The sequence below is a fragment of the Burkholderia sp. JPY481 genome (genome assembly GCF_038900515.1).
GTDB lineage: Bacteria > Pseudomonadota > Gammaproteobacteria > Burkholderiales > Burkholderiaceae > Paraburkholderia > Paraburkholderia youngii.
Genome location: NZ_JAYMRT010000007.1, coordinates 1 through 24,514, shown reverse-complemented (window position 1 = coordinate 24,514; position 24,514 = coordinate 1). Strand labels below are relative to the sequence as shown.

Below are 24,514 nucleotides of genomic sequence, written 5' to 3'. Positions count from 1 at the left end.
GACCATGCAAAACGCCCCTATGACTGCTCTGTTGCCTGACGCATTGGTGATGTTCGCCATTGTCATCGCGTGGCTCAACGACACGTTCGTCGGCCCGGAGGGTCGCCGTACTACGTATTTCATCGCGTTCTTCTCGACGCTCGTCGCCGGGATCTGGTTCGCGGTGAATGCGTTCGACCCGCAAGTGCATTACTTCTTCGATCACATGTACGTGGTCGATCCGTTCGCCAACGTGATGAAGGCGGTGGTGTCGCTCGGCTACGCGGTGACGATCGTTTATTCGCGTCGCTACCTCGAAGACCGTAGCCTGTTCCGCGGTGACTTCTTCCTGCTCGGCATGTTCTCGCTGCTCGGCCAGATCGTGATGATCTCGGGCAACAACTTCCTGACGCTGTATCTCGGTCTGGAACTGATGTCGCTGTCGCTGTACGCGGTGATCGCGCTGCGTCGCGAAGTGGCGTCGTCGAACGAAGCGGCGATGAAGTACTACGTGCTCGGCGCGCTGGCTTCCGGTTTTCTGCTGTATGGTGTTTCGATGCTGTATGGCGCGACCGGCTCGCTGGACCTGAATGAAGTGTTCAAGGCGATTAACACGAGCCACTACGATCCGACCGTGCTGCTGTTCGGCGTGATCTTCATCGTGGCGGGCGTGGCGTTCAAGATGGGCGCGGTGCCGTTCCATATGTGGGTGCCCGACGTGTATCAGGGCGCACCGACGGCGATGACGCTCATCGTCGGTGGCGGCCCGAAGGTCGCGGCGTTCGCGTGGGGTTTGCGTTTCCTCGTGATGGGCCTGCTGCCGCTGGCGGTCGAATGGCAACAGATGCTGGTGATTCTGGCGGCGCTGTCGCTGATCGTCGGCAACATCACCGGTATCGTGCAGCGCAACGTCAAGCGGATGCTCGCGTATTCGGCGATCTCGAACATGGGCTTCGTGCTGCTCGGCCTGCTCGCCGGCGTGGTCGACCAGAAGACCACGGGCGCCGCGAGCGCGTACGGCTCGGCGATGTTCTACAGCATCATCTACCTGATCACCACGCTCGGTACCTTCGGCGTCATCATGCTGCTCGCGCGCCGCGACTTCGAAGCGGACACGCTGGAGGACTTCAAAGGCCTCAATCAGCGCAGCGCGGTATTCGCGTTCGTGATGATGATCATGATGTTCTCGCTCGCGGGTATTCCGCCGGCAGTCGGCTTCTACGCGAAGCTCGCCGTGCTGCAAGCGACGATGAACGCTGGCCTGACCTGGCTCACCGTGCTTGCCGTGATCACGTCGCTGTTCGGCGCGTTCTACTACCTGCGTATCGTCAAGCTGATGTACTTCGACGAGCCGCAAGACAAGTCGACGATCGCGGCAGACACGAGCACGCGCGCGTTGCTCGCGTTGAACGGCGTCGCCGTGCTGGCGCTCGGTATCGTGCCGGATCCGCTGTTGCGCGCCTGCCTGCAGGCGATCCAGCACACGCTGCTGCTCTGATGTCCGCTGCGGGCTGGTTTATCGTGCTGTTGGCGCTGGTCGGCGCCAACCTGCCGTTCCTGAATCAGCGCCTCTTCGCCGCGGTGCCGTTGAAAGCGGCGAAGAAAAGCGCCTGGCTCCGGATTGCCGAATTGATCGTGCTGTATTTCGTGGTCGGCGCGCTGGGCTTTCTGCTCGAAGCGCGCGCGGGAAATCGCTTCGAGCAGGGCTGGCAGTTCTATGCGATCACGTTCGCTCTGTTCGTCGTGTTCGCTTTTCCCGGCTTTACCTTCCAATATCTCGTCAAACGCCGCTGACGGCGTGCCGCCGTCGCGCGCGCCTGGCTGTTCTGAGGTCCGCACATGGCTGAACTTCCCAATCACGACGCCGCGCTAACCGAGACTTGTATCGACAGCAAGACGGTCCATCAGGGGCCGTTCATGACGGTCAAGTACGATACGGTCCGACTCCCGGACGGCAAACACGCGACGCGCGAATATGTTCAGCACCCGGGCGCCGTCATGGTGATCCCCTTGTTCGATGACGGTCGCGTGCTGCTCGAAAGTCAGTATCGCTATCCGATGGGCAAGGTGATGGTCGAATATCCGGCCGGCAAGCTCGACCCGAACGAGGGCGCGCTGGCATGCGCGGTGCGGGAACTGCGCGAGGAAACCGGCTATACCGCGCGCGAATACGTATACCTGACACGGATCCACCCGATCATTTCTTACTCGACCGAATTCATTGATATCTATCTGGCGCGGGGCTTGACCGCGGGCGAGCGCAAGCTCGACGAAGGTGAGTTTCTCGAACTGTTCACCGCGACCGTGGAACAAGTGTCCGCGTGGGTGCGCACGGGCAAGATCACCGATGTGAAGACGATCATCGGTACTTTCTGGCTCGAGAAAGTGCTGTCGGGCACGTGGCCGACGCAGGCGCCCGAGACGGTATAAGTTCGCGTCAGCCCGATAGCTGATTTAACCAAGCCCCTGTCGGTCGATGACCGGCAGGGGCTTTGTCATTGGCTCCGCCGTTTCTTTCTGGCTCAACAAAATGCCGTTCCCTATGCCATCTGGCTGGCTCGTCGCGGCCCCGCCGGCCGGCTAGTATGAACCCTCCGATCACCGAGTGCGTCGTCGATTTTGTTTGGGATAACCGACGCTACTCATCGGAACGATCTGATTCCAGCTCAACCTCTGGGTTGTCAATTGACAACTCGAAATTGAGCGGCTACATTGGAGGTGTCGATGGTTCGAGGAAGGCACAAGAAGAAAGAGATCGAGGCTGCATTGGCGTACGCGGAGCAGCACGGCTGGCGCATTCAGGAAGGCGGAAAAGGTCATGCGTGGGGAAAAATCTATTGCCCGTACAAAGACGCCGAATGTCGGTGCGGTGAGTTCTGTATATCGAGCGTCTGGAGTACGCCGAAGAATCCCGGCAATCACGCCAGACATCTGCGGCGCATCGTCGGCAACTGCGCGGCACGGCGCTAGTGCGTTCGTAGGCAGCAAACAGGAATCGCAATAACCTGGGCTCAACAAAGACAGGAGTATCGTATGGAATATGTATTCACCTTGAAGTACCGCCTCACCGCGGAAGATTGCGATGCAGACGCAATCGTCGAGAGGCTGGGCGAAGCGGGGTGCGACGACGCCACGATTGGCGTCGGGCAAGCAGGCCGCCTCGCGCTGCTTTTCACCCGTGAAGGCGCGAGCGCATTCGAGGCTGTCATCAGCGCGCTCAAGGACGTGAAACGCGCTGTGCCGTCCGCGCAACTGGTCGAGGCGGGACCTGACTTCGTGGGGCTGACAGACGTGGCCGAAATGGCGGGCGTGTCGCGGCAAAACATGCGCAAGCTGATGCTGAATAACGCCATCGACTTCCCTCCGCCGGTCCACGAAGGCAGTGCGTCGGTGTGGCATCTGACGGACGTGCTCGAATGGCTGACCGCGCGCGGCGGGTACGAGATTGAGATCGGTGTCGCGGATGTCGCAAAACTGGCGAAGCAGATCAATCTGGCGAAGGAGGCCCGTCAGATTGAACCGCGCGTAAGTCGCCAACTCGGCAATCTCGTGGTGTAGCGGTGCGCTTCAAGCGGGCTGGAGAACGGAGCAATTGTGGCACCGGTGACCGCTCGGGCCGCCTTCGGCAGCACATGCCGTAAAGCGTTAAAATCGCGCACCCACGTGATATTCCCTTTCGGCAGCTGGCGGCTGTGCGTCGGCCCTAAGGTTTTACGAACGATCGTTCACAAATTTCCATTTTGCGCTAAACTGGCACGCAAGCCCTGATTCCACATGAAGGTCCTCGATTTACAGTGTCCGCATGGCCATCGGTTCGAAGGTTGGTTTGCTTCGGCTGATGACTTCGAGTCGCAGCAGTCCCGCAAACTCGTCGAATGTCCGATCTGCGGTGCGCACGAGGTGAGCCGTTTGCCGTCGGCACCGCGTCTGAATCTGTCGGGCGCGACCGACTCAAAAGCGCCGGCGGGTGTGCAGCAAATGCAGGCGCACATGATCCGCGCGCTGCGCGAGGTACTGGAGAAGACCGAGAACGTGGGCGACCGCTTCGCCGAGGAAGCGCGGCGCATTCACTATAACGAAGCGCCCGCGCGCAGTATTCGCGGTGTCACGACACCCGAGGATGCGCGTGCCTTGGTCGAGGAAGGCATCGAAGTGATGCCGCTGCCGGTCCCGGCTGCGCTGAAGGAACCACTGCAGTAGCGCGGTGGCTCCAGGCGGCTGGGCGGTGGCGGCCAGGAGACACTACGCATGAATCTGGACTATTCCCCCGCTGAAGACGCGTTCCGCGCCGACATCCGCGCCTGGCTCGAAGCGAATCTGCCTCGCGAGCTGAGCGACAAGGTTCTCAATCACAAACGTCTTTCCCGCGAAGACTTCGCAAGCTGGCACAGGCTGCTCGGCACGCGAGGCTGGTCGGCGGTCGCGTGGCCGCGCGAATATGGCGGCCCCGGCTGGGACGCGACGCAACGACATATCTGGGAAGAAGAGTGCGCGCGTGTTGGCGCACCTACCGTGCTGCCTTTCGGCGTGTCGATGGTTGCGCCAGTGCTGATGAAATACGGTACCGAGGCGCAGAAACGCCATTATCTGCCGCGCATTCTCGACGGCACTGACTGGTGGTGTCAGGGCTATTCGGAGCCGGGATCGGGTTCCGACCTTGCGTCGCTGCGCACCCGCGCCGAGCGCGTCCGTGATCATTACGTGGTCAACGGTCAGAAGACCTGGACCACGCTCGGCCAGCACGCCGACATGATGTTCTGCCTCGTGCGCACCGACAGCGCCGCCAAAAAGCAGGAGGGCATCTCGTTCCTGCTGATCGACATGAAAACGCCGGGCATCACGGTGCGGCCCATCATCACGCTCGACGAAGATCACGAAGTCAATGAAGTGTTCTTCGAGGACGTCAAAGTGCCGCTCGACAATCTGGTCGGCGAAGAAAATCGCGGCTGGACCTATGCGAAATATCTGCTCGGGCACGAGCGTACCGGTATCGCGCGAGTCGGTGCGTCGAAGCGCGAAATGGTGTTTCTCAAGCGTGTCGCGCTGAATCAGAAAAAGAATGGCAAGCCGCTGCTGCACGATCCGGTGTTTGCGGCAAAGGTCGCGAGTCTGGAAATCGAGTTGATGGCGCTCGAAGTCACCGTGCAACGCGTGGTGGCGAACGAGGCGGGCGGACGCGGCCCGGGCCCGGAAGCGTCGATGCTGAAGATCAAGGGCACGGAAGTGCAACAGGGACTCACCGAACTGATGTTCGAAGCGATCGGTCCGCTGGCCGCGCCGTTCGACGTGCCGTTCCTCGAAGGCGAACGCGGGCACAGTCTTGCCGGCGACGACGATGCCGCGCCGCTTGCCGCGTACTACTTCAACTTCCGCAAGACGTCGATTTACGGCGGCTCGAACGAAATTCAAAAGAACATCATCGCGCAGATGATTCTCGGACTTTGAGGAGCGGCGCATGGACTTCACTTTCAACGACGAACAGCAGCAATTTGCCGATGCGCTGCGCCGCTATCTCGAGAAGAACTACGGCTTCGAAGCACGCCAGGCGATCGTGCGCTCGGAGGCGGGCGTATCGGCCGATCATTGGGCCGCGTTCACCGAGTTGGGGCTGACCGCGTTGCCGGTGCCGGAAGATCAAGGCGGTTTCAGCGGCGGCCCGATCGACATGCTCATGGTCATGCAGGAGCTCGGCCGCGCGCTCGTCGTCGAGCCGTATTGGGCGACCGCGGTCGGCATCGAAGCGCTGCGGCTCGCCGGCACCGGCGACGGCGAAGATGCCGCGCTGCTCGAACGGGCGGCCCGGGGCGAAGGCAAACTGGCCGTGGCGTTTCATGAGCCGCATGCCCGCTACGATCTGTTCGACGTCGCGACGAACGCGAGCCGGCAGGGCGCGCAGCACATGCTGAGCGGCAGCAAATCTGTCGTGCTGCACGGCGCGCAGGCGGACCACTGGATCGTGCCGGCGCGCCTCGATGGCGAGATCGCACTCTTCGTCGTCGCCCGCGACGCGGCCGGCGTTACGCTCACCGAGTACCGCACGATCGACGGTCAACGCGCCGCAACGCTCGAATTCAACGGCACGCCCGCGCGCCGGCTCGCCGGCGAACATGCGGGGGCGGCAACGCTCGAGCAGATCGCCGACTACGGCACCCTGCTGCTGTGCGCGGAAGCGATCGGCGCGCTCGACGCGCTCAATCACGCCACCGTCGAATACACGAAAACGCGCCAGCAGTTCGGTCAGCCGATCGCGCGTTTCCAGGCGCTGCAGCACCGCATGGTCGAGATGCTGATCCACGCGGAGCAGGCGCGCTCGATCACGTATCTCGCAGCGATGCGCTACGCGAGCGAAGACGCGAACGAGCGCCGTCGCGCGATCTCCGCGGCCAAGGTTCGGGTCGGCCAGGCCGCGCGTTTCGTCGGTCAACAGGCGGTGCAGTTGCACGGCGGCATGGGCGTCACGAATGAAGTGGCGGCCGCGCATCTGTTCAAGCGCCTCGCGATCATCGAGACCACGCTCGGCGACGTAGATCATCATCTCGCGCGATTTGCCGCGCTGCCCGGATTTGCAGTCGCCGAAGTCTGATCGGGGCGTTCCATCGAACAAAGGAGATGCACTGATGAAAATCAGTTTCGAAGACATGGAAGTGGGCGCGAGCCACGAAATCGGCAAGCACACGTTCACGCGCGAGGAGATTGTCGAGTTCGCGCAGAAGTTCGATCCGCAGCCGTTTCATCTCGACGAAGCCGCCGCGGCCGAATCGCCGTTCCGCGGCCTCGTCGCGAGCGGCTGGCACACGTGCTCGGTGATGATGGGCATGCTCGTGCGCAAGGTGCTGGCGGATTCGACGTCGATGGGTTCGCCCGGGATCGACGAGATTCGCTGGTTGAAGCCGGTGCGAGTCGGCGACACGATCACGATGATGAACGTCATCGTCGACAAGCGCGTGTCGCAGAGCAAGCCCGATCGCGGCATCGTGTCGACGCGCTGGGAGGGCATCAATCAGCACGGCGACACGGTGATCACGGTGCGCTCGAACGGCATGTTCGGTCTGCGCAATCCGGGAGCGGCGGCATGACGGTGAGCGCGGCGACGATCTCCGCCTTCGACAGTGCGGACGCTCTGCGCGCACTCGTCGGCACGCAGTCGCTCGTCAGTGAATGGCTGAGCGTCGATCAGGACAGAGTCAACCGTTTCGCCGAGGCGACCGGCGATCATCAGTGGATTCACATCGATCCGGAGCGGGCCATACGCGAGTCGCCGTTTGGCGGGCCGATTGCGCATGGGTTTCTGACGTTGTCGCTAATTCCGGCGTTGCTCGGTAAGACCCTGAGAATCGAGCAGCGCATGGGCGTCAACTACGGCTTGAACCGCGTACGTTTCATGTCGCCGGTACTCGTGGGGTCATCGCTGCGCGCGAAGTTCGCCGTCGAGTCGGTGACCGACGTAGACAACAACGGCGTGCAGGTCGCGTGGAACGTGACGCTGGAGCGTCAGGGCGGCGATCGACCGGTGTGCGTCGCGGAGTTCATCACACGGCATTACTTCTAGCGTTTGCCCTTCGCAGATGCAATGAAAAAGCGCGAGTCGGCAGACATGCCGCTCGCGCTTTGTGTTGCGTCCAGCCGCGTCAGCCAGACGGCCTGCAACTAGTGTTTCGCGTACTGTGTCGCGCCAAACAGAATCTCTTTCGCCTTGTCGTCCATCAGCGGCACGCGCGCGGATGCGAGCACGTCGACGCCGCGCACTACTGCCGGCCGCGCGGCGATCTCTTCATGCCAGCGCTTCACGTTCGGCAACGAATCGAGGTCGACGCCCTGATTTTTCCACGAGCGGGTCCACGGAAACGCGGCGATGTCCGCGATCGTATAGTCGTTGCCCGCGAGGTAACGCGTCTTGCCGAGTTGCGTGTCCATCACGCCGTACAGGCGTCGCGCTTCGTTGGTGTAGCGATTGACCGCGTATTCGATCTGCTCGGGTGCATACACGCGGAAGTGATGCGTTTGGCCGAGCATCGGACCCAGGCCGCCCATCTGGAACATCAGCCATTGCAGTGCCGCGTAGCGCGCGGCCGGGTCGGTCGGTAGAAACTTACCGGTTTTCTCGGCCAGATAAATCAGGATCGCACCCGATTCGAATAGCGCGAACGGCCGTCCGTCGGCGCCTTTCGGACCTTCGGAATCGACCAGCGCGGGAATCTTGTTGTTGGGACTGATGGCAAGAAATTCGGGCTTGAACTGGTCACCTGCACCGATATTCACGGCATGCACGTTGTAGGGTAGGCCCGTCTCCTCGAGCATGATATGAACCTTGTGGCCGTTCGGGGTCGCCCAGCTATAGACATCGATCATCCTGGCTCCTTGTTCGTCAAAGCGGCGCCGCAAAGAGGGCGCCGCCGTTGTCGAAAATTAGAGCATAGATCGCGCGATGCTGCTTGCAGTGACCTCAACGGCGCACTCGCTTTGGGCCGAAGCACTCAAACGCGCGTGACCGGCATCTCCACGCGAGCCGCCGCGCCCGCATCCATATGACGCGCGAGTTCGAGCTTTGCGATCGCGTTGCGGTGCACTTCGTCGGGGCCGTCGGCGAAACGCAGCGTGCGCGCGGACGCGTACGCATACGCGAGCGGGAAATCGTCGCTGACGCCGCCGCCGCCGTGCGCCTGAATCGCCCAGTCGATCACCTGACACGCCATGTTCGGCGCGACCACCTTGATCATCGCGATCTCGCCGCGCGCGCCCTTGTTGCCGACGGTGTCCATCATGTACGCGGTCTTCAACGTAAGCAGACGCGCCTGCTCGATCATGCAGCGCGCTTCGGCGAGACGCTCCTGTGTGACGCCTTGCGACGCAACCGGCTTGCCGAACGCGACACGTTGCAGCGAGCGCTTCGCCATCAGTTCGAGCGCGCGTTCGGCGAGACCGATCAGGCGCATGCAGTGATGGATGCGCCCCGGGCCGAGACGGCCTTGCGCGATTTCGAAGCCGCGGCCTTCGCCGAGCAGCAGGTTGGTGGCGGGCACGCGCACATTGTCGAGTGTGATCTCCATGTGGCCGTGCGGCGCATCGTCGTAACCGAACACGGTGAGCGGACGATGCACGGTGATGCCGGTGGCGTCGGCGGGCACGAGGATCATCGACTGCTGCTGATGGCGCGGCGCGTCGGGATCGGTCTTGCCCATCACGATATAGATCGCGCAGCGTGGGTCGCCCGCACCCGACGACCACCACTTGTGGCCATTGATCACGTAATGGTCGCCATCGCGCACGATGCTGGTCTGGATGTTCGTCGCATCCGACGACGCGACCTCCGGCTCCGTCATCAGAAACGCCGAACGGATCTGACCTTGCAGCAGCGGTTCGAGCCATTCGCGCTTGTTGTCTTCGCTGCCGTAGCGCTCGATCGTCTCCATGTTGCCGGTGTCTGGCGCGTTGCAGTTGAACACTTCAGGCGCCCAAGGCACGCGGCCCATGATCTCGCACAGCGGCGCGTATTCGAGATTCGTCAGGCCGGCGCCGCGCTGCGATTGCGGCAGGAACAGATTCCACAGACCGGCATCGCGCGCCTTCTGCTTCAGTTGCTCGATCAGTTCGGTGGGCACCCATGCGTTGCCGTTCTGGCGATTGCGCGCGATCTCCGCATAGAAGGCCTGCTCGTTCGGGTAAATGTGCTCGTCGAAAAAGGCGAGCAGTTTTTCGCGCAACGCCTGGACCTTCGGGGTGTAATCGAAATTCATCTGGGACCTCGCGGGTAACGGACTGCGAATGATGGGGGAGCGGGGCGAGCCCTCGAGTCTAGCGAACCTTCTGCGCGTAATGCCAGGCCAGTTCGGCCATCGGCTTCGCGCGCCGGCCGGCGTCGAGCGCCTGCGCGCTCGACGCGGTACCGTCGACGGCGCGCTTCATGATTCCTTGCAGGATCGCGGCGATGCGGAACATGTTGTAGGCCAGATAGAAATTCCAGTCGCCACGAATCTCGAAGCCGGTGCGTTGGCAATAACGCTCCACGTAGCGTGCTTCATCGGGGATGCCGAGCGCGGCCCAATCGAGTCCCGCGATGCCGCGGAACTGCGTCGGGTCGACATGCCACGCCATGCAGTGATACGCGAAATCGGCGAGCGGATCGCCGAGCGTCGACAGTTCCCAGTCGAGCACCGCGAGCACGCGCGGCTCGTTGCGATCGAAGATCAGGTTGTCGAGCCGGTAGTCGCCGTGCACGACCGACACGCGCTCGTTCGTTTCGGCCGGCATATGCTGCGGCAGCCATTCGATCAGGCGATGCATCGCGTCGATCGGTTCGGTCTCGGACGCCAGATACTGCTTGCTCCAGCGGCCGATCTGGCGCGCGAAGTAATTGCCTGGCTTGCCGTAGTCGGCGAGGCCGGCGGCGGTGACGTCGACACTGTGCAACGCCGCGATCACGCGATTCATTTCGTCGTAGATCGCCGCGCGCTCGCTGGGCGTCATGCCGGGCAGCGATTGATCCCACAGCACGCGGCCGTCGACGAACTCCATCACGTAGAACGCGCGGCCGATCACGGTTTCGTCTTCGCACAGCGCGAGCATCCGTGCGACCGGCACGTCGGTGGCGGCGAGCGCGTGCATCACGCGATATTCGCGTTCTATCGCGTGCGCGGATGGCAGCAGTTTCGCGGTGGGTCCGGGCTTCGCGCGCATCACGTACGAGCGCGACGGCGTGATCAGCTTGAACGTGGGATTGGATTGTCCGCCCGCGAATTGCTCGAGCGTCAGCGGTCCCGCGAAGCCGTCGACATGGCCGGCCAGCCACGCGGCGAGCGCGTCGGTGTCGAAGCGTTGCCGCTCGTTGACCGGGCGGGTGCCCTCGAAAGCCGAGTAGTCCTGTTTGCCTGCGGGTTCGCCGGTCTGCGTGGCTTGCGCCATGTGTCTCCTCCAGTTCGGTGTCAGCTACGCTGGAATCGGATGAATTGTGCGTAGAGGATTTCCATCGTGGTGTTGCGAACGTCGCGATGCAGCGGCGACGGCGGTGAATAGTTGAGCATGCGCAGCACCCAGTCGCGCGGCGCGGCGCCGACGTCGAGCGCATTGATGCAGCCGGTCGCCTGCGACAGATGGCCGAAGAAGGTGCGGCCACCCGCCGTCAGCGCGTGCGACAGGATCGCGCGATTGACGCCGCCGTGCAGCACCAGCAGCACGGTGTCCCACGAGGTGTCTTCGCGCAGCGCCGCGATGGCCGGCAGCACGCGATCGAACAGCTCGCCGATCGTTTCGCCGTCGAGAAAGCGCATGCTCTCCGGCACGATGCCGTCGAACACGCCGAGAAACGCCGCCTCGATATCGCTCGGCGGAATGCTGCCGAGCCGCCCGCCGCGAATCTCCTGCAATGCGGGGTCGATCTCGGGTTCGATCTGCTGACCCGTTTCGGCGAGCACGCGCCGCGCGGTTTCGATCGTGCGCGGCAAGCCGCTGACGATCACGCGGTCGAAGCGCACCTGCTGCTCGGCGAACACACGGCCGGCCGCGCTCGCCTGCTCGCGGCCGTTCGCGTTCAGCGGCACGGTTTCGGGATCGATCGCGCGGCCGGAGTCGTCGAAGTAGGTGACGTCGCCGTGACGCATCAGGAAAACGCGGCGCCGTTTCGGCAATTGATAGTCGGGCATGTCGGGCGGCTCTCTCGTCGCTTATTTGTAAATCGGCGCGCGCTTTTCGAGGAACGCGCTGATGCCTTCGAGACCGTCGCGATGATGCAGCGACGCGACGAAGTTATCGCGCTCGGCGACCAGGTGATCCGCGAGCGGCTGCGTGCCGGCCGCGGCGATCAGCCCTTTGATGCGCGCGACCGAATTGGGCGAGATCGCGCCGAGCTCATCGGCCCATGCGAGCGCGTTATCGAGCGCGGCGCCGGCTTTGGTGAGCCGGTTGACGACGCCGAGTTCGTGCAGACGCGTGGCGCCGATCGGCTTGGCTTCGATCAGTACCTCGGTGGCCAGCTGACGCGGCAGCGACTGCGCGAGGAACCACGAGCCGCCGCCGTCGGGCGTCAAGCCGACGCGCGCGTAGGACATCGCGAACTTCGCGTTGTCCGCGGCGACGATCAGATCACAGGCGAGCGCGAGCGAAAACCCCGCGCCGGCCGCCGCGCCTTCCACCGCGGCAATCACCGGCTTCGACGACAGCCGCAGCGCCGAAATCCATTGCGCGAGCATGTCGATGCTATCGGCCTGCACGGACGGATCTTTCGCGCGATTTTCGAGCAGCCGGTTCAGGTTGCCGCCCGCGCAGAAGAAGTCGTCGGCGCCGGTGATCACGACGGCGCGAATCGACGGATCGCGCTCGACGGTATCGAATGCCTCGATGCCGGCTGCGTACATATCCGGATGCAGCGCGTTGCGCGCACCGGGGTTCGAGAGCGTGAGGACCAGCGTGGATTCGCTGCTGGCGGGGCGTGAAGCGAGCAGGGCGGCGCTCATGATGGGGTCTCCGTTCGAATGTCGGCGGCGTCTCGCTGGGTGAGCGAGAGGCCGAGTTGCGCGCGTCTTGCGAGCCACGGCGACGGCCGATAGCGCGGTTCGCCGAGCACGCTGTGCATGTTGCGCAGGATCGTGAGAATGGTGGTGGCGCCGAGTGCATCGCCGAGCGCGAGCGGTCCGCGCGGATAGCCGAGACCGAGCATCACGGCGAGGTCGATGTCCTCTGGCGTTGCAATCTGTTTTTGCGCGATGTCGCAGCCGATGTTGACGATCGTCGCGACCACCCGCTGCGCGACGAAGCCGGTCGAATCGCGGATCACTGTGACGGGGATGCCGTCGGCGGCGAACAGCGCATGCGCGCTATCGCGCGCGGCGCGTGTCGTGGCGGGCGTGGTCATCAGCGTGCGGCGTTGCGCGCCGACGAGCGGGAACAGCGCGTCGACGGCGACCACGCGGCTCGCGTCGAGCGCTTCGTCGACCGCGGCCGTGGTCGCGTCGTGGCCGAACGGCGTGACGACGATCAGTGAACCGGCCGCAGGCGTCGCGCCTTCGTCGAGCTTCACGCCCGCTTTGCCGACCAGTTGCACGACGGCCTGATACGCGCCGCGATAGCGCTGGCTGACCCACACGCTTTGCGGCAGCGTGGCCGGCGCGGGTGCTTCGGCGGGAACCTGTTGTTGGCCGTCCACGTAGCGATAAAAACCTTCGCCGCTCTTGCGGCCGAGCAGTCCGGCCGACAGCCGCGTGCCCGTAATCGGCGACGGCGTATAGCGCGGTTCTTCGTAGAACTGGTGATAGATCGACTCCATCACCGGATGCGACACGTCGAGCGCGGTCAGGTCCAGCAGCTCGAACGGTCCGAGGCGAAAGCCGGCCTGCTCGCGCATGATGCGGTCGATATCCGCAAAGCTCGCGACACCTTCGCTCGCCACGCGCAAACCCTCGGTATTCATGCCACGGCCCGCGTGATTGACGATGAAGCCGGGCATGTCCTTCGCGCGCACCGGCGTATGGCCCATGCGGCGCGCGAGATCCATCAGCGCGTCACCGGCCTCGGGGTCGCTGCGCAGGCCGTCGATGACTTCGACGACCTTCATCAGCGGCACCGGATTGAAGAAGTGATAGCCGACCACGCGCGACGGATCGGTGCAGCCCGCGGCAATCGCGGTGATCGACAGCGACGACGTATTCGACGCGAGGATGCAGCGGCCGCTGACCACGGTTTCGAGCTCGCGAAACAGGTCCTGCTTCATCTCGAGCTTTTCGACGATTGCCTCGACGATCAGATCGCAGCCGACCAGTTCGCTCACCGCCTGCACGCCGCTGACGTTGGCGAGCGCGGCGAGCGAGCGCGACTGCTCGAGCTTGCCTTTGGCCGTCAATGTGGCGAAAGTCTCCGCGAGATAGTCGCGCGCGGCGCCGACGGCGGCCGCGTTGGTGTCGTAGAGCCGCACACGCAGGCCAGCGAGCGCCGCGATCTGCGCGATCCCGCGGCCCATCGCGCCAGTGCCGACGATGCCGATGGTCTCGATGCTGAAATTGCGAGAGTTCATTGAGATGCCCGACTCCACGGTAATTTTAGAATAGCACGATCGTGCAGTTTCTTGGATGATTCGATGGAAAGCCGCTGCTTCAACCTCGACGCGCGGTCTCACACACCATGACATAAGGAGACACCCGATGATCAAACTGTGCGGTTTCGCACTTTCCAACTACTACAACAAGGTCAAGTTCGTGTTGCTCGAGCATGGCATCGAGTTCGAGGAGCATCTCGTGAAGCCGAGCCAGGACGAAGCGCTGTTGGAGCATTCGCCGCTCGGCAAGGTGCCATATCTGCAGACCGAGCACGGCGATCTGTGCGAGTCGCAGTGCATCGTCGAATACCTGGCCGCGCGTTTTCCCGACAAGCGAATCTTCTCCGCCGATCCGTGGCAGGCCGCCAAGGAGCGCGAAATGATCTTCTTCGTCGATGTGCATCTCGAACTGACGGTGCGCAATCTGTACAAGGAAGCATTTTTCGGCGGCACGGTCAGCGACGCGACGAAAGGGCGCGTCGAGAAGCTGCTCACGCATCACATCGCGGGCTTCAGGCGGATCGCGAAGTTCGCGCCGTATCTGTGCGGCGAGCAATTCAGCGTCGCGGATACCGCCGGTTACGTGAGCCTGCCGCTCGTCGGCATGGCGACGCGGACGATTTACGGCCGCGATTTTCTGCTCGAAGCGGGGATCGACTGGAAGAGCTACGTGAAGACGATCAACGCGCGGCCGGCTGCGCAGCGCGTGAGCGAGGATCGCAAGGCCTGTGTCGCGGCGTCGCGTGCGTCCTGAGGGTATGACCGCGATGTCGTGAAGCGCGCATGGGTGCCAAGGACACACCCATGCCGCAGAGCGCGATGGCAAGGAACGCAGGTTCGTTCGTGGCATCGCGCAAGACATCCTAGAGCCGCGTGAGCCGTTCGAGCGCGGTAGCGAGCGTGCCTTCCTGCTTGGCGAAGCAGAAGCGCACGACGCCCGACTCGTGAGCCTCGTGATAGAACGCCGAGACCGGAATCGCCGCGACGCCGATCTCGCCGGTCAGCCATTGCGCGAATTCGGCTTCAGGCAGGTCACTGATCGCCGAATAGTCGACGCACTGAAAATACGTGCCCATGCACGGCAGCAACCGGAAGCGCGAATTCGTGAGGCCAGCGCGGAAGAAGTCGCGCTTGCGCTGATAGAACGCCGGTAGCTCGACATACGGCGCCGGGTCCTTCATGTAATCCGCAAGGCCGATCTGCATCGGCGTGTTGACGGTGAATACGTTGAACTGGTGCACCTTGCGGAACTCGGCGGTCAGCGCGGCGGGCGCGGCCACATAGCCGACTTTCCAGCCGGTCACGTGGTAGGTCTTGCCGAAGCTCGACACGACGAAGCTGCGCTGCGCGAGTTCCGGATAACGGGCGACGCTTTCATGCGGCGCGCCGTCGTAGACCATGTGCTCGTACACCTCGTCGGACAAAATCAGCACGTTGGTGCCGCGCACGATCTCCTCGAGCTTGCGCATATCCTGTTCGCGCCACACCGTGCCGGTCGGATTGTGCGGCGTGTTGATCATGATGAGCCGCGTCTTCGGCGTGATCGCGGCGGCGAGCTTGTCGAACGGGATCGCGTAGTCGGGTGCGTCGAGCGTGACGAAGACCGGCTTGCCGCCAGCCAGTTCGATCGACGGCAGATAGCTGTCGTAGGTCGGTTCGATCACGATCACTTCGTCGCCCGCATGGACCGTGCAAAGAATCGCGGTCAGCAACGCCTGCGTGGCGCCCGCGGTCACGGTAATTTCGCTGTTCGCGTCGTAGCGGCGGCCGTACAGATTCGCGATCTTGTCCGAAATCGCCTGACGCAGCGGCAGTACGCCGGCCATCGGTGGATATTGGTTGTGGCCGTCGCGCATCGCGTTCGCGACCGCGTCGACGATGCGCGGATCGCAGGCGAAGTCGGGAAAGCCCTGACCCAGGTTGACCGCGCCCTTTTCTGCGGCGAGCGCGCTCATCACGGTGAAAATCGTCGTGCCGACGTTCGGCAGGCGAGACGGAAACGTGGGGCTCGTGGGCGTGTCGTGCGGTGCGTTCATGGCGTCGTAGGTAGCGGGGCGATAAGGTGGGCCTGATCTGTCCGGGATTCTCGAACTGTCGTTGCGAAGGGCGAAGCCTGATTGTAGGGAATGGCGACACGCTGTGCGCGCTGCGGGTGTCACCTACGGGCGGCCGGATTCACGCGCTGACGGCCTCGCCCCCAGCATTCTGCACGATGCGGGCTTCCGCGGCGAACGGTGCCGGCTGTGCGATCCTGAAGCTGAAATCGCGCGCGATGCGTTTCGCGAGCTTCAACACCGCGCGGTCTTTCGACACGAGCCAGTCGGCCCCTGCCGCATGCGCGAGCTCGAGAAACTTCTGGTCGTCGCGATCCTTGCATTGGGGCAGCGGCCGGGCGTTATCGCTGGACCCGGTCGGCTCAGGCGGTTCGACCAGTTGCGCCAGCCGCGCGACGACCGCGAGCGCAGCCGCTTTGTCGACGTTGCGATGCGCGAACTGCGGATAGTCGAGCACGTAGGCGAGCTCGGCGAGGCAACGCGCGTCGATTAGCGCAATAAGCGCGCCGCTTTCGAGCGCGGCGGCGATCGGCCGCGTGTGCGGGTCGTCGAATACGAGAATATCGATCCACACATTGGAATCGAGTACGACGCGCAACGCGCCGCTTGAGGCGAGGGAACCGGGCATTCGTTACAATCGGGCTTTCGTCTTTGACCGCCAGGCACGGCGTGCCTGCAAGCCTCTATGATAATCGTTCTGTCGCCGGCGAAATCGCTCGACTACGACACCCCGCCGCACGTCAAAAAGCACACGATCCCCGATTTCGTCGATGACGCCGCCGAACTGATCAGCGGCCTGCGCCGTTTGTCGCCGCAACAGATCGCTTCGCTGATGAGCATTTCCGATCAGCTCGCGCACCTCAATTTCCAGCGTTACGCGGACTGGTCGCCGCAATTCGGCACGCACAACGCCAAGCAGGCGGTGCTCGCTTTCAATGGCGACGTGTATGAAGGTTTCGATGCGAAGTCGTTGTCGTCGACCGATCTCGACTATGCGCAGAATCATGTGCGCGTGCTGTCGGGCCTCTATGGCCTGCTGCGTCCGCTTGATCTGCTGCAGCCTTACCGGCTCGAAATGGGCACGCGCTTCGTCAATCCGCGCGGCAAGGATCTCTACGCGTTCTGGGGCGAGCGGATCACGCACGCGTTGAACGCGCAGTTGAAGAAGAATGCGGCCACCTCGCGCGTGCTGGTCAATTGCGCGTCGAGCGAATACTTCAAATCGGTCAAGCCGAAGCTGCTCGACGCGCCGGTGGTCACGCCGGTGTTCGAAGACTGGAAGGGCGGCCGCTACAAGATCATCAGCTTCCATGCAAAACGTGCGCGTGGCTTGATGGCGCGCTTCGCGGTGGAAAACCGCGTCGATCGTCCCGAGCAGCTGAAGGACTTCGACACCGAAGGCTACGCGTTCAGCGCTGAAGCTTCGAACGACTCCACTTTCGTATTTCGCCGCCGCGTTGCGGAATGAGCATGCCGCTGCGCTAACAAGACAGCGTGCAATCAGGCAGGGAAGACTCTGATGACCTTATCGATTACGAGCAATTTCGACGCAGGCGCAATCGATGTGCTGTCCTGCGAGGACGCCGGCCATATTCGCCTGCGCGTGCGGCCCGACAGCCACGCCGAGTTCGCGCAGTGGTTCTATTTCCGCCTGTCGGGCGCGGCGGGCGAGCGCTGCGTGATGAGCTTCGAGAACGCCGCCGCGTGCGCGTTCGCGGAGGGCTGGCGCGACTATCGGGCAGTCGCGAGCTATGACCGCGTGAACTGGTTTCGCGTGCCGACCTCGTACGACGGCCGCGTGCTGACGATCGACCATACGCCCGAATTCGACAGCATCTACTACGCGTACTTCGAACCGTACAGCGAGGAGCGTCATGCCGAGTTTCTCGGCGCCGTGCAGCAGATGCCGCACGCGTCGCTGACCGAGCTCGGCAAGACGGTCGAAGGGCGGCCGATTTCGCTGCTCACGCTCGGCACGCCGCCCGCGGACGATGCCGCCAACGCCGTGCCCAAAAAGAACATCTGGCTGATCGCGCGCCAGCATCCGGGCGAGACGATGGCCGAGTGGTTCATCGAGGGGTTGGTGAAGCGGCTCGTGGGCTGGGGAGACTGGGCGGGCGACCCGGTCGCGCGCAAGCTGTACGATCACGCGGTGTTCCACATCGTGCCGAACATGAATCCGGACGGCAGCGTGCGCGGCAATCTGCGCACCAACGCGGCCGGCGCGAACCTGAATCGCGAATGGATGGAGCCGGACGCCGCGCGCAGTCCCGAGGTGCTGGTGGTGCGCGACGCGATCCACGCGGCAGGCTGCGACCTGTTCTTCGATATTCACGGCGACGAAGCTTTGCCGTATGTGTTCGTCGCGGGCTCCGAAATGCTGCCGGGCTTTACCGAGCGGCAGGGGCGCGAGCAGAAGGCGTTCATCGAGGCGTTCAAGCACGCGAGTCCGGATTTTCAGGACAAGTATGGCTATGCGGCGAGCAAGTATCGAGAGGATGCGTTGAAGCTTGCGTCGAAGTACATTGGCAATCAATTCGGCTGTCTGTCGTTGACGTTGGAAATGCCGTTCAAGGACAACGCGAATCTGCCCGACGAGCGCGTGGGCTGGAACGGAGAGCGCAGCGCGTCGCTTGGCGCCGCAATGTTGCAGGCGATTCTGCGTCATGTGGAGACGTTCGCCTGAAGCAGCGGACGGCTGGACAAAAAAACGAGACACGCACGGGAAAAGTGCGTGCCTCGTTTTTTATTGGGGCGACTGATCGGACGGTGGCGCGACTCGATCAGCGCCAGATGCAGTTAGCTCTTCTTCTTCGAGTTCTTGTTTGCCGATTTGCTCGACGTCGTGCGCGACGATTGGCCCGAGCCTGACTTCGACGACTTCTTCGGCGTCTTGCCGCCGACCGCGTGCTTGCCTTTGCCGCTTTTGTGCTTGCCCGATCCCTCGCTGCGCGCGCGGTTCGGCGGTACCGGGTCGTTCCAGCTGAACGCGAGCATTTGCGATCCCACGTAGCCGCAGCGGAATTTCAGATCGGCGGGCTCGCCCGAGTTGTTCTGGCGCACACCGACGCCTTCGACGGTGACGATGCTGTCCACCTTGACGCGCTGCTTGCCTTCGTCGAACGAGTCGTTCCACGGCGTGACGGAGGAGTGCGCGCTGTCGAACGAACTGGACGGAAATTCGACGTGGTCGAACGCGGTCGATGTGCTGGCGACGAAGTCGCCGTGGGCGGCGCAGTCCGCGACGAGCGGATCCGCGTGCATTTCGGTGATAAATCTTTTGACGAGGTCGTTGTGCTGTTCGAGCTGATCAGCGAATGCGGGAGCCGCGCAGATGAGCGAGAGACTCGCTGCGCAGGCTGCCACCCGGCCGATCACCCGCAGCAACCGGCTCGGTACATTGGTGCGATCCATCTAGTTCTTTAGACGCAAATGGGAGATGAGGCAAATAAGATGCCCCGCGCAAGGGTTGAGTTCAATGTTGCAGCAAATATTCTGTCTTGTCCTGATGGGCGCGCCCGGAAAGTCTCCAGCGAAGAGGCGCTGATTATCACAGATCCGCCGCACGCGACGCCAAAGCGCGCATTCTCAGGTGCGCGGGCCGCCCAGACGATAGCGCCGGACGTCGTAGGTGGTAACCCACGCCGGACGGTAGACCGCGATCAGCGCGGTCGCCATGCCGGTGAACCATGCTTCGCCGGTGGCGAGCAGCAGCACGCTGAGCGCGTAGCCGACTGGCACCACGGTCATCGAGCCGCCGGACACTGCGATATGGATGCCGAGCGCAGCCGCGGCGGTGAAGGACACGGCGATGGCGGGCGAAACGAAGCCCTGGCCGAAGATGAACATGAAAAGGTTGCGCGGGAGCCACGCGGTGCAGAGGCGCTGGAGCAAGGTGGAGACGGCGACGGGCAGGGCGCCGTACACGAGGAACGTCAGCGCAATGCCTTGCCACGGTGCATCGAAGACGACGGCGGCGAGGCCCGTGACCAGTGCCATCGCGATCAGGGCGAGCCCCCAGTCGAATAGCGTGACGACGAGTGTGGCGCCGAGCAGGTGCATCACGGTGCCGTCGTCCAGCCAGGCGTTGCTCGCCCACAGCACAGACACCGCGACGATTATCGCGAGCCAGACATGCTGGAGCGTGCCGTCCTGAAGTCTTTTGAAAGGATTTTTCCACAGCGCGAGCGCGATCACCATCGCGGTGGCAGTCCAGCCACCGACAGCGACCCAGAACGGAAGCGGTGTGTAGAGGAAACCCATGTGTCTCATATTACTCGTTGGACGACAAAAGGTGTGAGCGGATTCCATGCCAGCTCACCCGCGACGCTGCGCGCATGCCGCTGCGGGCATGCGGATGTTCTAACCCATTTGCGCGGCGCGACCCGCGTCATGCGGAGTCCGGCCTGACCGACTTGCGCGCGGGCCAGCCGTGTGGCGTTTCACTGTACGACGTGGCGGGCTCCGCGGCCATCGGCAGCGCGGCGCTGGCGTCGCTGCCGGGCAACGGATACTGGAAGCGCGCGCGTTGGCGTCGCCGGAGCGGAACCGGGCCGGGCTGCCCGCGTATGACCGGCCGCGCGCTGTGCTCGCCGTTGTTGCGCAGCACTTGCAAATGATTCGTGAGCCAGCCGTTGTAAAGCGCGACCGCGGCGGCGCGATTGGGCGCCCCGAGTTGCTGGAATATGCTCGTCAGGTGGATCTTGACCGTGCCTTCGCTAATGCCGAGCGTGCGTGCGATCATCTTGTTGGTGCTGCCCATGTGCACGCAGCGCATGATCTGCTCTTGCCGCGGCGACAGCCCGCTCGAGAGTTTGTTGCGGCGGGGCGGCGGACTTTCTTCATCGAACGTACGGATCGTGGTGTCGGTCGGCAGCGGCGGATCGATCGCCAGCGCGCCGGGCGGCACGTAGTGACCGCCGAGCAGCACCATTTCCAATGCGCGCACGATCAGGCAGGGATCGGTGTCGCGTGGAACGACGCCGAGCACACCCTCGTCCATTAGCGCACGCACGAGCGCTGGCAAGGTCCCGTCGGTGAGCACGCTGATGCGCAAGTCGGGAAAGTGGCTGAGCAGCGCGCGAACTTGTGCAACCGACATCCAGTCCTCCCAGTCGATCACGACGAGATCGGGCCGATAACGCTTGAACGGACGTTCGAGCAGACGCCATTCGTCGGCCTCGGTGAAGCGTGCCAGCCGGTCGATCTGCCGCAGCAAGGCTTTGAGTCCATCACGTCGTTCTGCATTTGAATTGAGAATCGCGAAGCGCATGCATGTCTCCAGATGTGTCGGGCGAAATGGCGCGACGCATCTGAGGGACTCGTTAAGCTGTCTCGATCACGGCGATGCGTCACCGTGCCTATGATGACAAATTCCCTCCGTTTTGACGGCTGTCCAAAAGGCATAAGAAAAGCGGACATTCAACGAAAAAAGCCCCGTCTATACGGGGCTTTTTGCGATAAGGCGTGGATGTCGACGTCGGGGTTAGTGGAAATGCGGTTGCGCGGGCTCGGCATCCTCGGGCATTTCCGCGTGGACGATTTCGCCGAGCGGGTCCGCATACAGCGGCACGCCGCAGTCGTCGCAGTATTCCGGCTCGAAGCGGCCTGCGTGGCGGCGCACATCCGTGATGCCGGTTTCCTTCAGCAGCGCGACGATTTCTTCGAGCGGCTCGTCCGAGCCGGTGACTTCTTCCGGCTCCTCGTCGATGCCGGCCTCGCCGTTTTCGCGGCCGTAGAGCGGCCACACGACACCATAAATCACCTCGTTGCTGCCCTTGCGGGTGAAGCCGACGCGGTACTCGTCGATGCGCCGTTCACCGAAGCCGGCGACCACCGCGCGCAGATCCTGCGGCGCCGCGCCAATCGTGTCGAAAAGATAACGCACGGCGGTACGCACGGTGTGAGGACGCACACTCTCGTCGGCGTCGCGGCAGGCCGAGTAGTAAGCATCGGGCAGCAGACATTCGAATTCGCAGCCCGGCAGCACGACCGACAGGTTCGCGCCGCCTTGCGTGGCCCATTGCTCGAGACATTGGCCGCGTTCGATCCGCGTGCCGTGCTCTTCTTCCTGCCAGCGGAACGTCGCTTCGCCGACGGGCGCGGCGACTACGGCAAGCAGAAAGCGCGGGTCCGCCAGAATCGGCGAGGTCTCCGGCAGTTCTCCGAAATTGAGCTTCGCGTTGCCGCCGCTGACCGCGGCTTGCGCAAGTTGCTGAGCGATGCGCCACGTTTCGACGTGATGGCGCGGCAACTGGTCGATGCTGTACAGGAACGGAGCCATTGCCACGCGCGTGTTGGCGGCGAGCACGTGCGCTTGCAGATGTGCGCGCAGGGCGTCGGCGGCGTCCGACTTGAGCGGGCCGGACGGGATCACGTAGCGGGTCCAGGCGAGTACGGGAGCCGCGATCAGCAGCGCTTCGTACGACACGCCTTCGTGTTCGATGACGAACGATTCGCTATGCGTTTCCGCCATGTCGGCGAGCGCGCCGTAGGCATCCGGATGGTTTTGCTGCAGATGGTCGAGCGCGGCGTCCAGCGTAGTCTGGTTGGCGTTGCGCACAATTTTGGCCAGCAGCGCGTCGAGCTTCGCTTCCCAGAAGCGATCTTCGGTACGGCTGCCCGACGCGAAAAGCGCGAGCGAGAGACCGACGAGCTTGTCGGCGTCGGGAGGGAGACGTTTGGCGATTCGCGAGCGCATAAATCCAGAAAAATTGGGGGCACGGAACCTTATATTCTAGTCTTTTCCAGGCAGCTATATGGCTTGGTCGGCAATCTTGAGGCAGATTCGAGTTCTTTCGTCTCAAAAAATGCGTTCGCCACTGGCACGACGCACGCGACTGATAACGCTCTGGCCGGATGGGATTCAACACCCCGGATACCCGACTCGCTTCTATACTTACGGCGTTTAGCGGGCGCCTGACGGGCGTGTGCCATTTCATCGCCACGTCTGGTGCAATAGGAGATCCATCGTGAAATCGGACCAACTAATCGAGCGACTAGCCGCGGTATTCGCGTTAATTGTGCTCGTAGGTGGGTCGTTGCTGGTGCTGGCGCCATTTACGACCGCGCTGCTGTGGGGCGCCATCCTCAGCTACAGCTCCTGGGGACTCTACCGGCGACTCACTGGCGTGGTTGGGGGCCGGCGCAAGCTGGCCGCGACCTTGATCGTGCTGATCATCCTGGTCGTGGTGCTCGGGCCGTTCGTCTATGCGGGTTTCGCGTTCGGTACCCATGTTCACGAGATCGTCGCGCTGGTGCAAAGACTGTTCGAGTCGGGGTTGCCCGATCTGCCGCCGTGGGTGCAGCGGATTCCGCTGGTTGGTTCGAGCATCGAAGCTTTTTGGGAGCGCTTGACCAGTAGCAATTCTGAGCTGATTGCGCAGTTGCGCACGCTCGCCGCGCCGGCTGGCAAGTGGATTCTCGCGGCGGCGCTGGCGGTGACGCATGGGCTGGGGCTCCTCGCGTTGAGCATCGTGCTTGCGTTCTTCTTTTATACCGGGGGCGAGGGTGCGGCCGCGTGGCTGAACGCTGGCATGCGTCGAGTCGCCGGCGAGCGTGCCGAGTATCTGCTGGCGCTGGCGGGCAGCACCGTGAAGGGTGTGGTCTACGGAATTCTTGGTACGGCCCTGGTGCAGGGGGTTCTCGCGGGATTCGGTTTCTGGATGGCGGGCGTGCCGGCGCCGGCGTTGCTCGGGCTCGTGACGTTCTTTCTGTCGGTGATACCGGGCGGTCCAGTCGTTGTCTGGTTGCCGGCAGCGATCTGGCTCTATCAGGGGGGGTCGACTGGATGGGCGATTTTTCTGGTTATATGGGGTCTGCTGGTAGTCGGCATGGCCGACAACGTCATCAAGCCGATCCTGATTGGCAAGAACAGCGATATGCCCCTGATTCTGGTCATGCTTGGCATCCTCGGCGGCGCGTTTGCGTTTGGTTTCCTTGGCGTTTTCATCGGCCCAACGTTGTTGGCGGTCGCTCATACCGTGCTGCATGATTGGACGATCGGGGCATCCGCCGCGCAGACGGCGGCGCCAGAAGTAAAAACGCCGGCGATAGACGATCCGGGCCGTGTGGGAAAGACCCCTTAAGGGAAAACCCTAGATTTCACTTGCAAGTTCTGGCCGTGGCGACTAGAATTCCGCTCTTTCGTGCTCCGGATACCGGAGCGCGGGGAAGCGGGAAGCCTTTATGGCGAGGGCTTCAGCGGCGTGGGCAGGTTAAGCGGGTGATAAAAACCTGTTGACGATCCGGCGGAAGTTCTCCATAATCTCGTTTCTCTGCTGCAGACGCAGCGACGCAAACGAAGCGGTGCCGGGTAGTGGTGGTTCAGGCGCAGCGGGTTGGGCGGATCGATCTTTAAAAACTAACAGCCGATAAGTGTGGGCGCTTGATGCGGAATGCGGCGGCGGATTCTTCTGGATCTGCTGCAAGGCAAAAAGTATCAGAAAGCCTCACACAGTAT

General features: G+C 63.1%; 26 protein-coding genes. 14 read left to right on the top strand and 12 right to left on the bottom strand.

What is annotated here, in order from left to right; translation table 11 throughout:
* Positions 1 to 4: 4 nt before the first annotated feature.
* The 10 genes from nuoN (at position 5) to VSR82_RS18245 (ending at position 7,528) form a co-directional block, all read left to right on the top strand.
* Positions 5 to 1,477, top strand: coding sequence for an NADH-quinone oxidoreductase subunit NuoN (nuoN, locus tag VSR82_RS18290; protein WP_368587044.1), 1,473 nt, complete (start codon positions 5 to 7; stop codon positions 1,475 to 1,477).
* A complete protein-coding gene (locus tag VSR82_RS18285; RefSeq protein ID WP_018420024.1) occupies positions 1,477 to 1,773 on the top strand; it encodes a DUF2818 family protein in 297 nt (98 codons plus the stop codon). The genes nuoN and VSR82_RS18285 overlap by 1 nt, the downstream gene beginning before the upstream one ends.
* A gap of 45 nt (positions 1,774 to 1,818) precedes the next feature.
* Positions 1,819 to 2,409 (top strand): NUDIX domain-containing protein, encoded by a 591-nt coding sequence (locus VSR82_RS18280; RefSeq protein ID WP_498857985.1) that lies wholly within the window; start codon positions 1,819 to 1,821, stop codon positions 2,407 to 2,409.
* Positions 2,410 to 2,703: 294 nt separating this feature from the next.
* A complete protein-coding gene (locus VSR82_RS18275; RefSeq protein WP_410850520.1) occupies positions 2,704 to 2,949 on the top strand; it encodes a hypothetical protein in 246 nt (81 codons plus the stop codon).
* 63 nt (positions 2,950 to 3,012) lie between these two features.
* Entirely contained in the window at positions 3,013 to 3,537 is a 525-nt protein-coding gene (locus tag VSR82_RS18270; RefSeq protein ID WP_368587046.1) for a helix-turn-helix transcriptional regulator, read from the top strand.
* Between the two features lie 216 nt (positions 3,538 to 3,753).
* The gene (locus VSR82_RS18265; RefSeq protein ID WP_368587047.1) at positions 3,754 to 4,179 is read left to right on the top strand and encodes a DUF1178 family protein; all 426 of its coding nucleotides are present in this window, start codon (positions 3,754 to 3,756) and stop codon (positions 4,177 to 4,179) included.
* A gap of 48 nt (positions 4,180 to 4,227) precedes the next feature.
* Positions 4,228 to 5,424 carry an acyl-CoA dehydrogenase family protein gene (locus VSR82_RS18260; RefSeq protein ID WP_429460381.1) on the top strand — a complete coding sequence of 399 codons (1,197 nt, stop codon included), beginning with the start codon at positions 4,228 to 4,230 and terminating at the stop codon, positions 5,422 to 5,424.
* Positions 5,425 to 5,434: 10 nt separating this feature from the next.
* Positions 5,435 to 6,562: an acyl-CoA dehydrogenase family protein gene (locus VSR82_RS18255; protein WP_429460379.1), complete on the top strand. Its 1,128-nt coding sequence runs from the start codon at positions 5,435 to 5,437 to the stop codon at positions 6,560 to 6,562.
* 34 nt (positions 6,563 to 6,596) lie between these two features.
* On the top strand, positions 6,597 to 7,055 hold the full coding sequence (locus tag VSR82_RS18250) for a MaoC family dehydratase (protein ID WP_368587050.1): 459 nt from the start codon (positions 6,597 to 6,599) through the stop codon (positions 7,053 to 7,055).
* Entirely contained in the window at positions 7,052 to 7,528 is a 477-nt protein-coding gene (locus VSR82_RS18245; RefSeq protein ID WP_429460375.1) for a MaoC family dehydratase, read from the top strand. Before VSR82_RS18250 ends, VSR82_RS18245 begins: the two co-directional genes overlap by 4 nt.
* A gap of 98 nt (positions 7,529 to 7,626) precedes the next feature.
* Here the strand turns inward: VSR82_RS18245 and VSR82_RS18240 are convergent, their stop codons facing one another.
* From VSR82_RS18240 to VSR82_RS18215, 6 genes are all read right to left on the bottom strand, one after another.
* A complete protein-coding gene (locus VSR82_RS18240; protein WP_429460373.1) occupies positions 7,627 to 8,328 on the bottom strand; it encodes a glutathione S-transferase N-terminal domain-containing protein in 702 nt (233 codons plus the stop codon).
* 125 nt (positions 8,329 to 8,453) lie between these two features.
* On the bottom strand, positions 8,454 to 9,713 hold the full coding sequence (locus tag VSR82_RS18235) for an acyl-CoA dehydrogenase family protein (RefSeq protein ID WP_368587053.1): 1,260 nt from the start codon (positions 9,711 to 9,713) through the stop codon (positions 8,454 to 8,456).
* Positions 9,714 to 9,771: 58 nt separating this feature from the next.
* Positions 9,772 to 10,878, bottom strand: a complete 1,107-nt coding sequence (locus tag VSR82_RS18230) for a phosphotransferase (protein WP_410850515.1) — start codon at positions 10,876 to 10,878, stop codon at positions 9,772 to 9,774.
* A gap of 20 nt (positions 10,879 to 10,898) precedes the next feature.
* Positions 10,899 to 11,615 (bottom strand): histidine phosphatase family protein, encoded by a 717-nt coding sequence (locus VSR82_RS18225; protein ID WP_368587055.1) that lies wholly within the window; start codon positions 11,613 to 11,615, stop codon positions 10,899 to 10,901.
* A gap of 21 nt (positions 11,616 to 11,636) precedes the next feature.
* Positions 11,637 to 12,425: an oxepin-CoA hydrolase, alternative type gene (locus tag VSR82_RS18220; protein WP_429460370.1), complete on the bottom strand. Its 789-nt coding sequence runs from the start codon at positions 12,423 to 12,425 to the stop codon at positions 11,637 to 11,639.
* Positions 12,422 to 13,978, bottom strand: a complete 1,557-nt coding sequence (locus VSR82_RS18215) for a 3-hydroxyacyl-CoA dehydrogenase (protein WP_429460368.1) — start codon at positions 13,976 to 13,978, stop codon at positions 12,422 to 12,424. Before VSR82_RS18215 ends, VSR82_RS18220 begins: the two co-directional genes overlap by 4 nt.
* Before the next feature lie 127 nt (positions 13,979 to 14,105).
* On the opposite strand from VSR82_RS18215, the gene VSR82_RS18210 reads away from it, so the two are divergent.
* Entirely contained in the window at positions 14,106 to 14,753 is a 648-nt protein-coding gene (locus VSR82_RS18210; RefSeq protein WP_429460366.1) for a glutathione S-transferase family protein, read from the top strand.
* A 109-nt stretch (positions 14,754 to 14,862) separates the two neighbouring features.
* Here the strand turns inward: VSR82_RS18210 and VSR82_RS18205 are convergent, their stop codons facing one another.
* Together VSR82_RS18205 and VSR82_RS18200 are read right to left on the bottom strand one after the other, a co-directional pair.
* Positions 14,863 to 16,035: a pyridoxal phosphate-dependent aminotransferase gene (locus tag VSR82_RS18205; protein WP_498857984.1), complete on the bottom strand. Its 1,173-nt coding sequence runs from the start codon at positions 16,033 to 16,035 to the stop codon at positions 14,863 to 14,865.
* Positions 16,036 to 16,174: 139 nt separating this feature from the next.
* The gene (locus tag VSR82_RS18200) at positions 16,175 to 16,681 is read right to left on the bottom strand and encodes a putative toxin-antitoxin system toxin component, PIN family (protein WP_429460364.1); all 507 of its coding nucleotides are present in this window, start codon (positions 16,679 to 16,681) and stop codon (positions 16,175 to 16,177) included.
* A gap of 57 nt (positions 16,682 to 16,738) precedes the next feature.
* On the opposite strand from VSR82_RS18200, the gene yaaA reads away from it, so the two are divergent.
* Positions 16,739 to 17,521, top strand: coding sequence for a peroxide stress protein YaaA (gene yaaA / locus VSR82_RS18195; protein WP_368587061.1), 783 nt, complete (start codon positions 16,739 to 16,741; stop codon positions 17,519 to 17,521).
* Positions 17,522 to 17,572: 51 nt separating this feature from the next.
* Entirely contained in the window at positions 17,573 to 18,739 is a 1,167-nt protein-coding gene (locus VSR82_RS18190) for a M14 family metallopeptidase (RefSeq protein WP_429460362.1), read from the top strand.
* A gap of 113 nt (positions 18,740 to 18,852) precedes the next feature.
* Here the strand turns inward: VSR82_RS18190 and VSR82_RS18185 are convergent, their stop codons facing one another.
* From VSR82_RS18185 to VSR82_RS18170, 4 genes are all read right to left on the bottom strand, one after another.
* Positions 18,853 to 19,467, bottom strand: a complete 615-nt coding sequence (locus tag VSR82_RS18185) for a BspC domain-containing protein (protein WP_410850506.1) — start codon at positions 19,465 to 19,467, stop codon at positions 18,853 to 18,855.
* Positions 19,468 to 19,641: 174 nt separating this feature from the next.
* Positions 19,642 to 20,316: an energy-coupling factor ABC transporter permease gene (locus VSR82_RS18180; protein WP_368587067.1), complete on the bottom strand. Its 675-nt coding sequence runs from the start codon at positions 20,314 to 20,316 to the stop codon at positions 19,642 to 19,644.
* A gap of 127 nt (positions 20,317 to 20,443) precedes the next feature.
* A complete protein-coding gene (locus VSR82_RS18175) occupies positions 20,444 to 21,325 on the bottom strand; it encodes a response regulator transcription factor (protein WP_368587064.1) in 882 nt (293 codons plus the stop codon).
* A 213-nt stretch (positions 21,326 to 21,538) separates the two neighbouring features.
* Positions 21,539 to 22,753: a DUF2863 family protein gene (locus VSR82_RS18170; RefSeq protein ID WP_410850505.1), complete on the bottom strand. Its 1,215-nt coding sequence runs from the start codon at positions 22,751 to 22,753 to the stop codon at positions 21,539 to 21,541.
* Between the two features lie 271 nt (positions 22,754 to 23,024).
* On the opposite strand from VSR82_RS18170, the gene VSR82_RS18165 reads away from it, so the two are divergent.
* Positions 23,025 to 24,140 carry an AI-2E family transporter gene (locus VSR82_RS18165; RefSeq protein ID WP_368587066.1) on the top strand — a complete coding sequence of 372 codons (1,116 nt, stop codon included), beginning with the start codon at positions 23,025 to 23,027 and terminating at the stop codon, positions 24,138 to 24,140.
* Positions 24,141 to 24,514 lie beyond the last annotated feature (374 nt).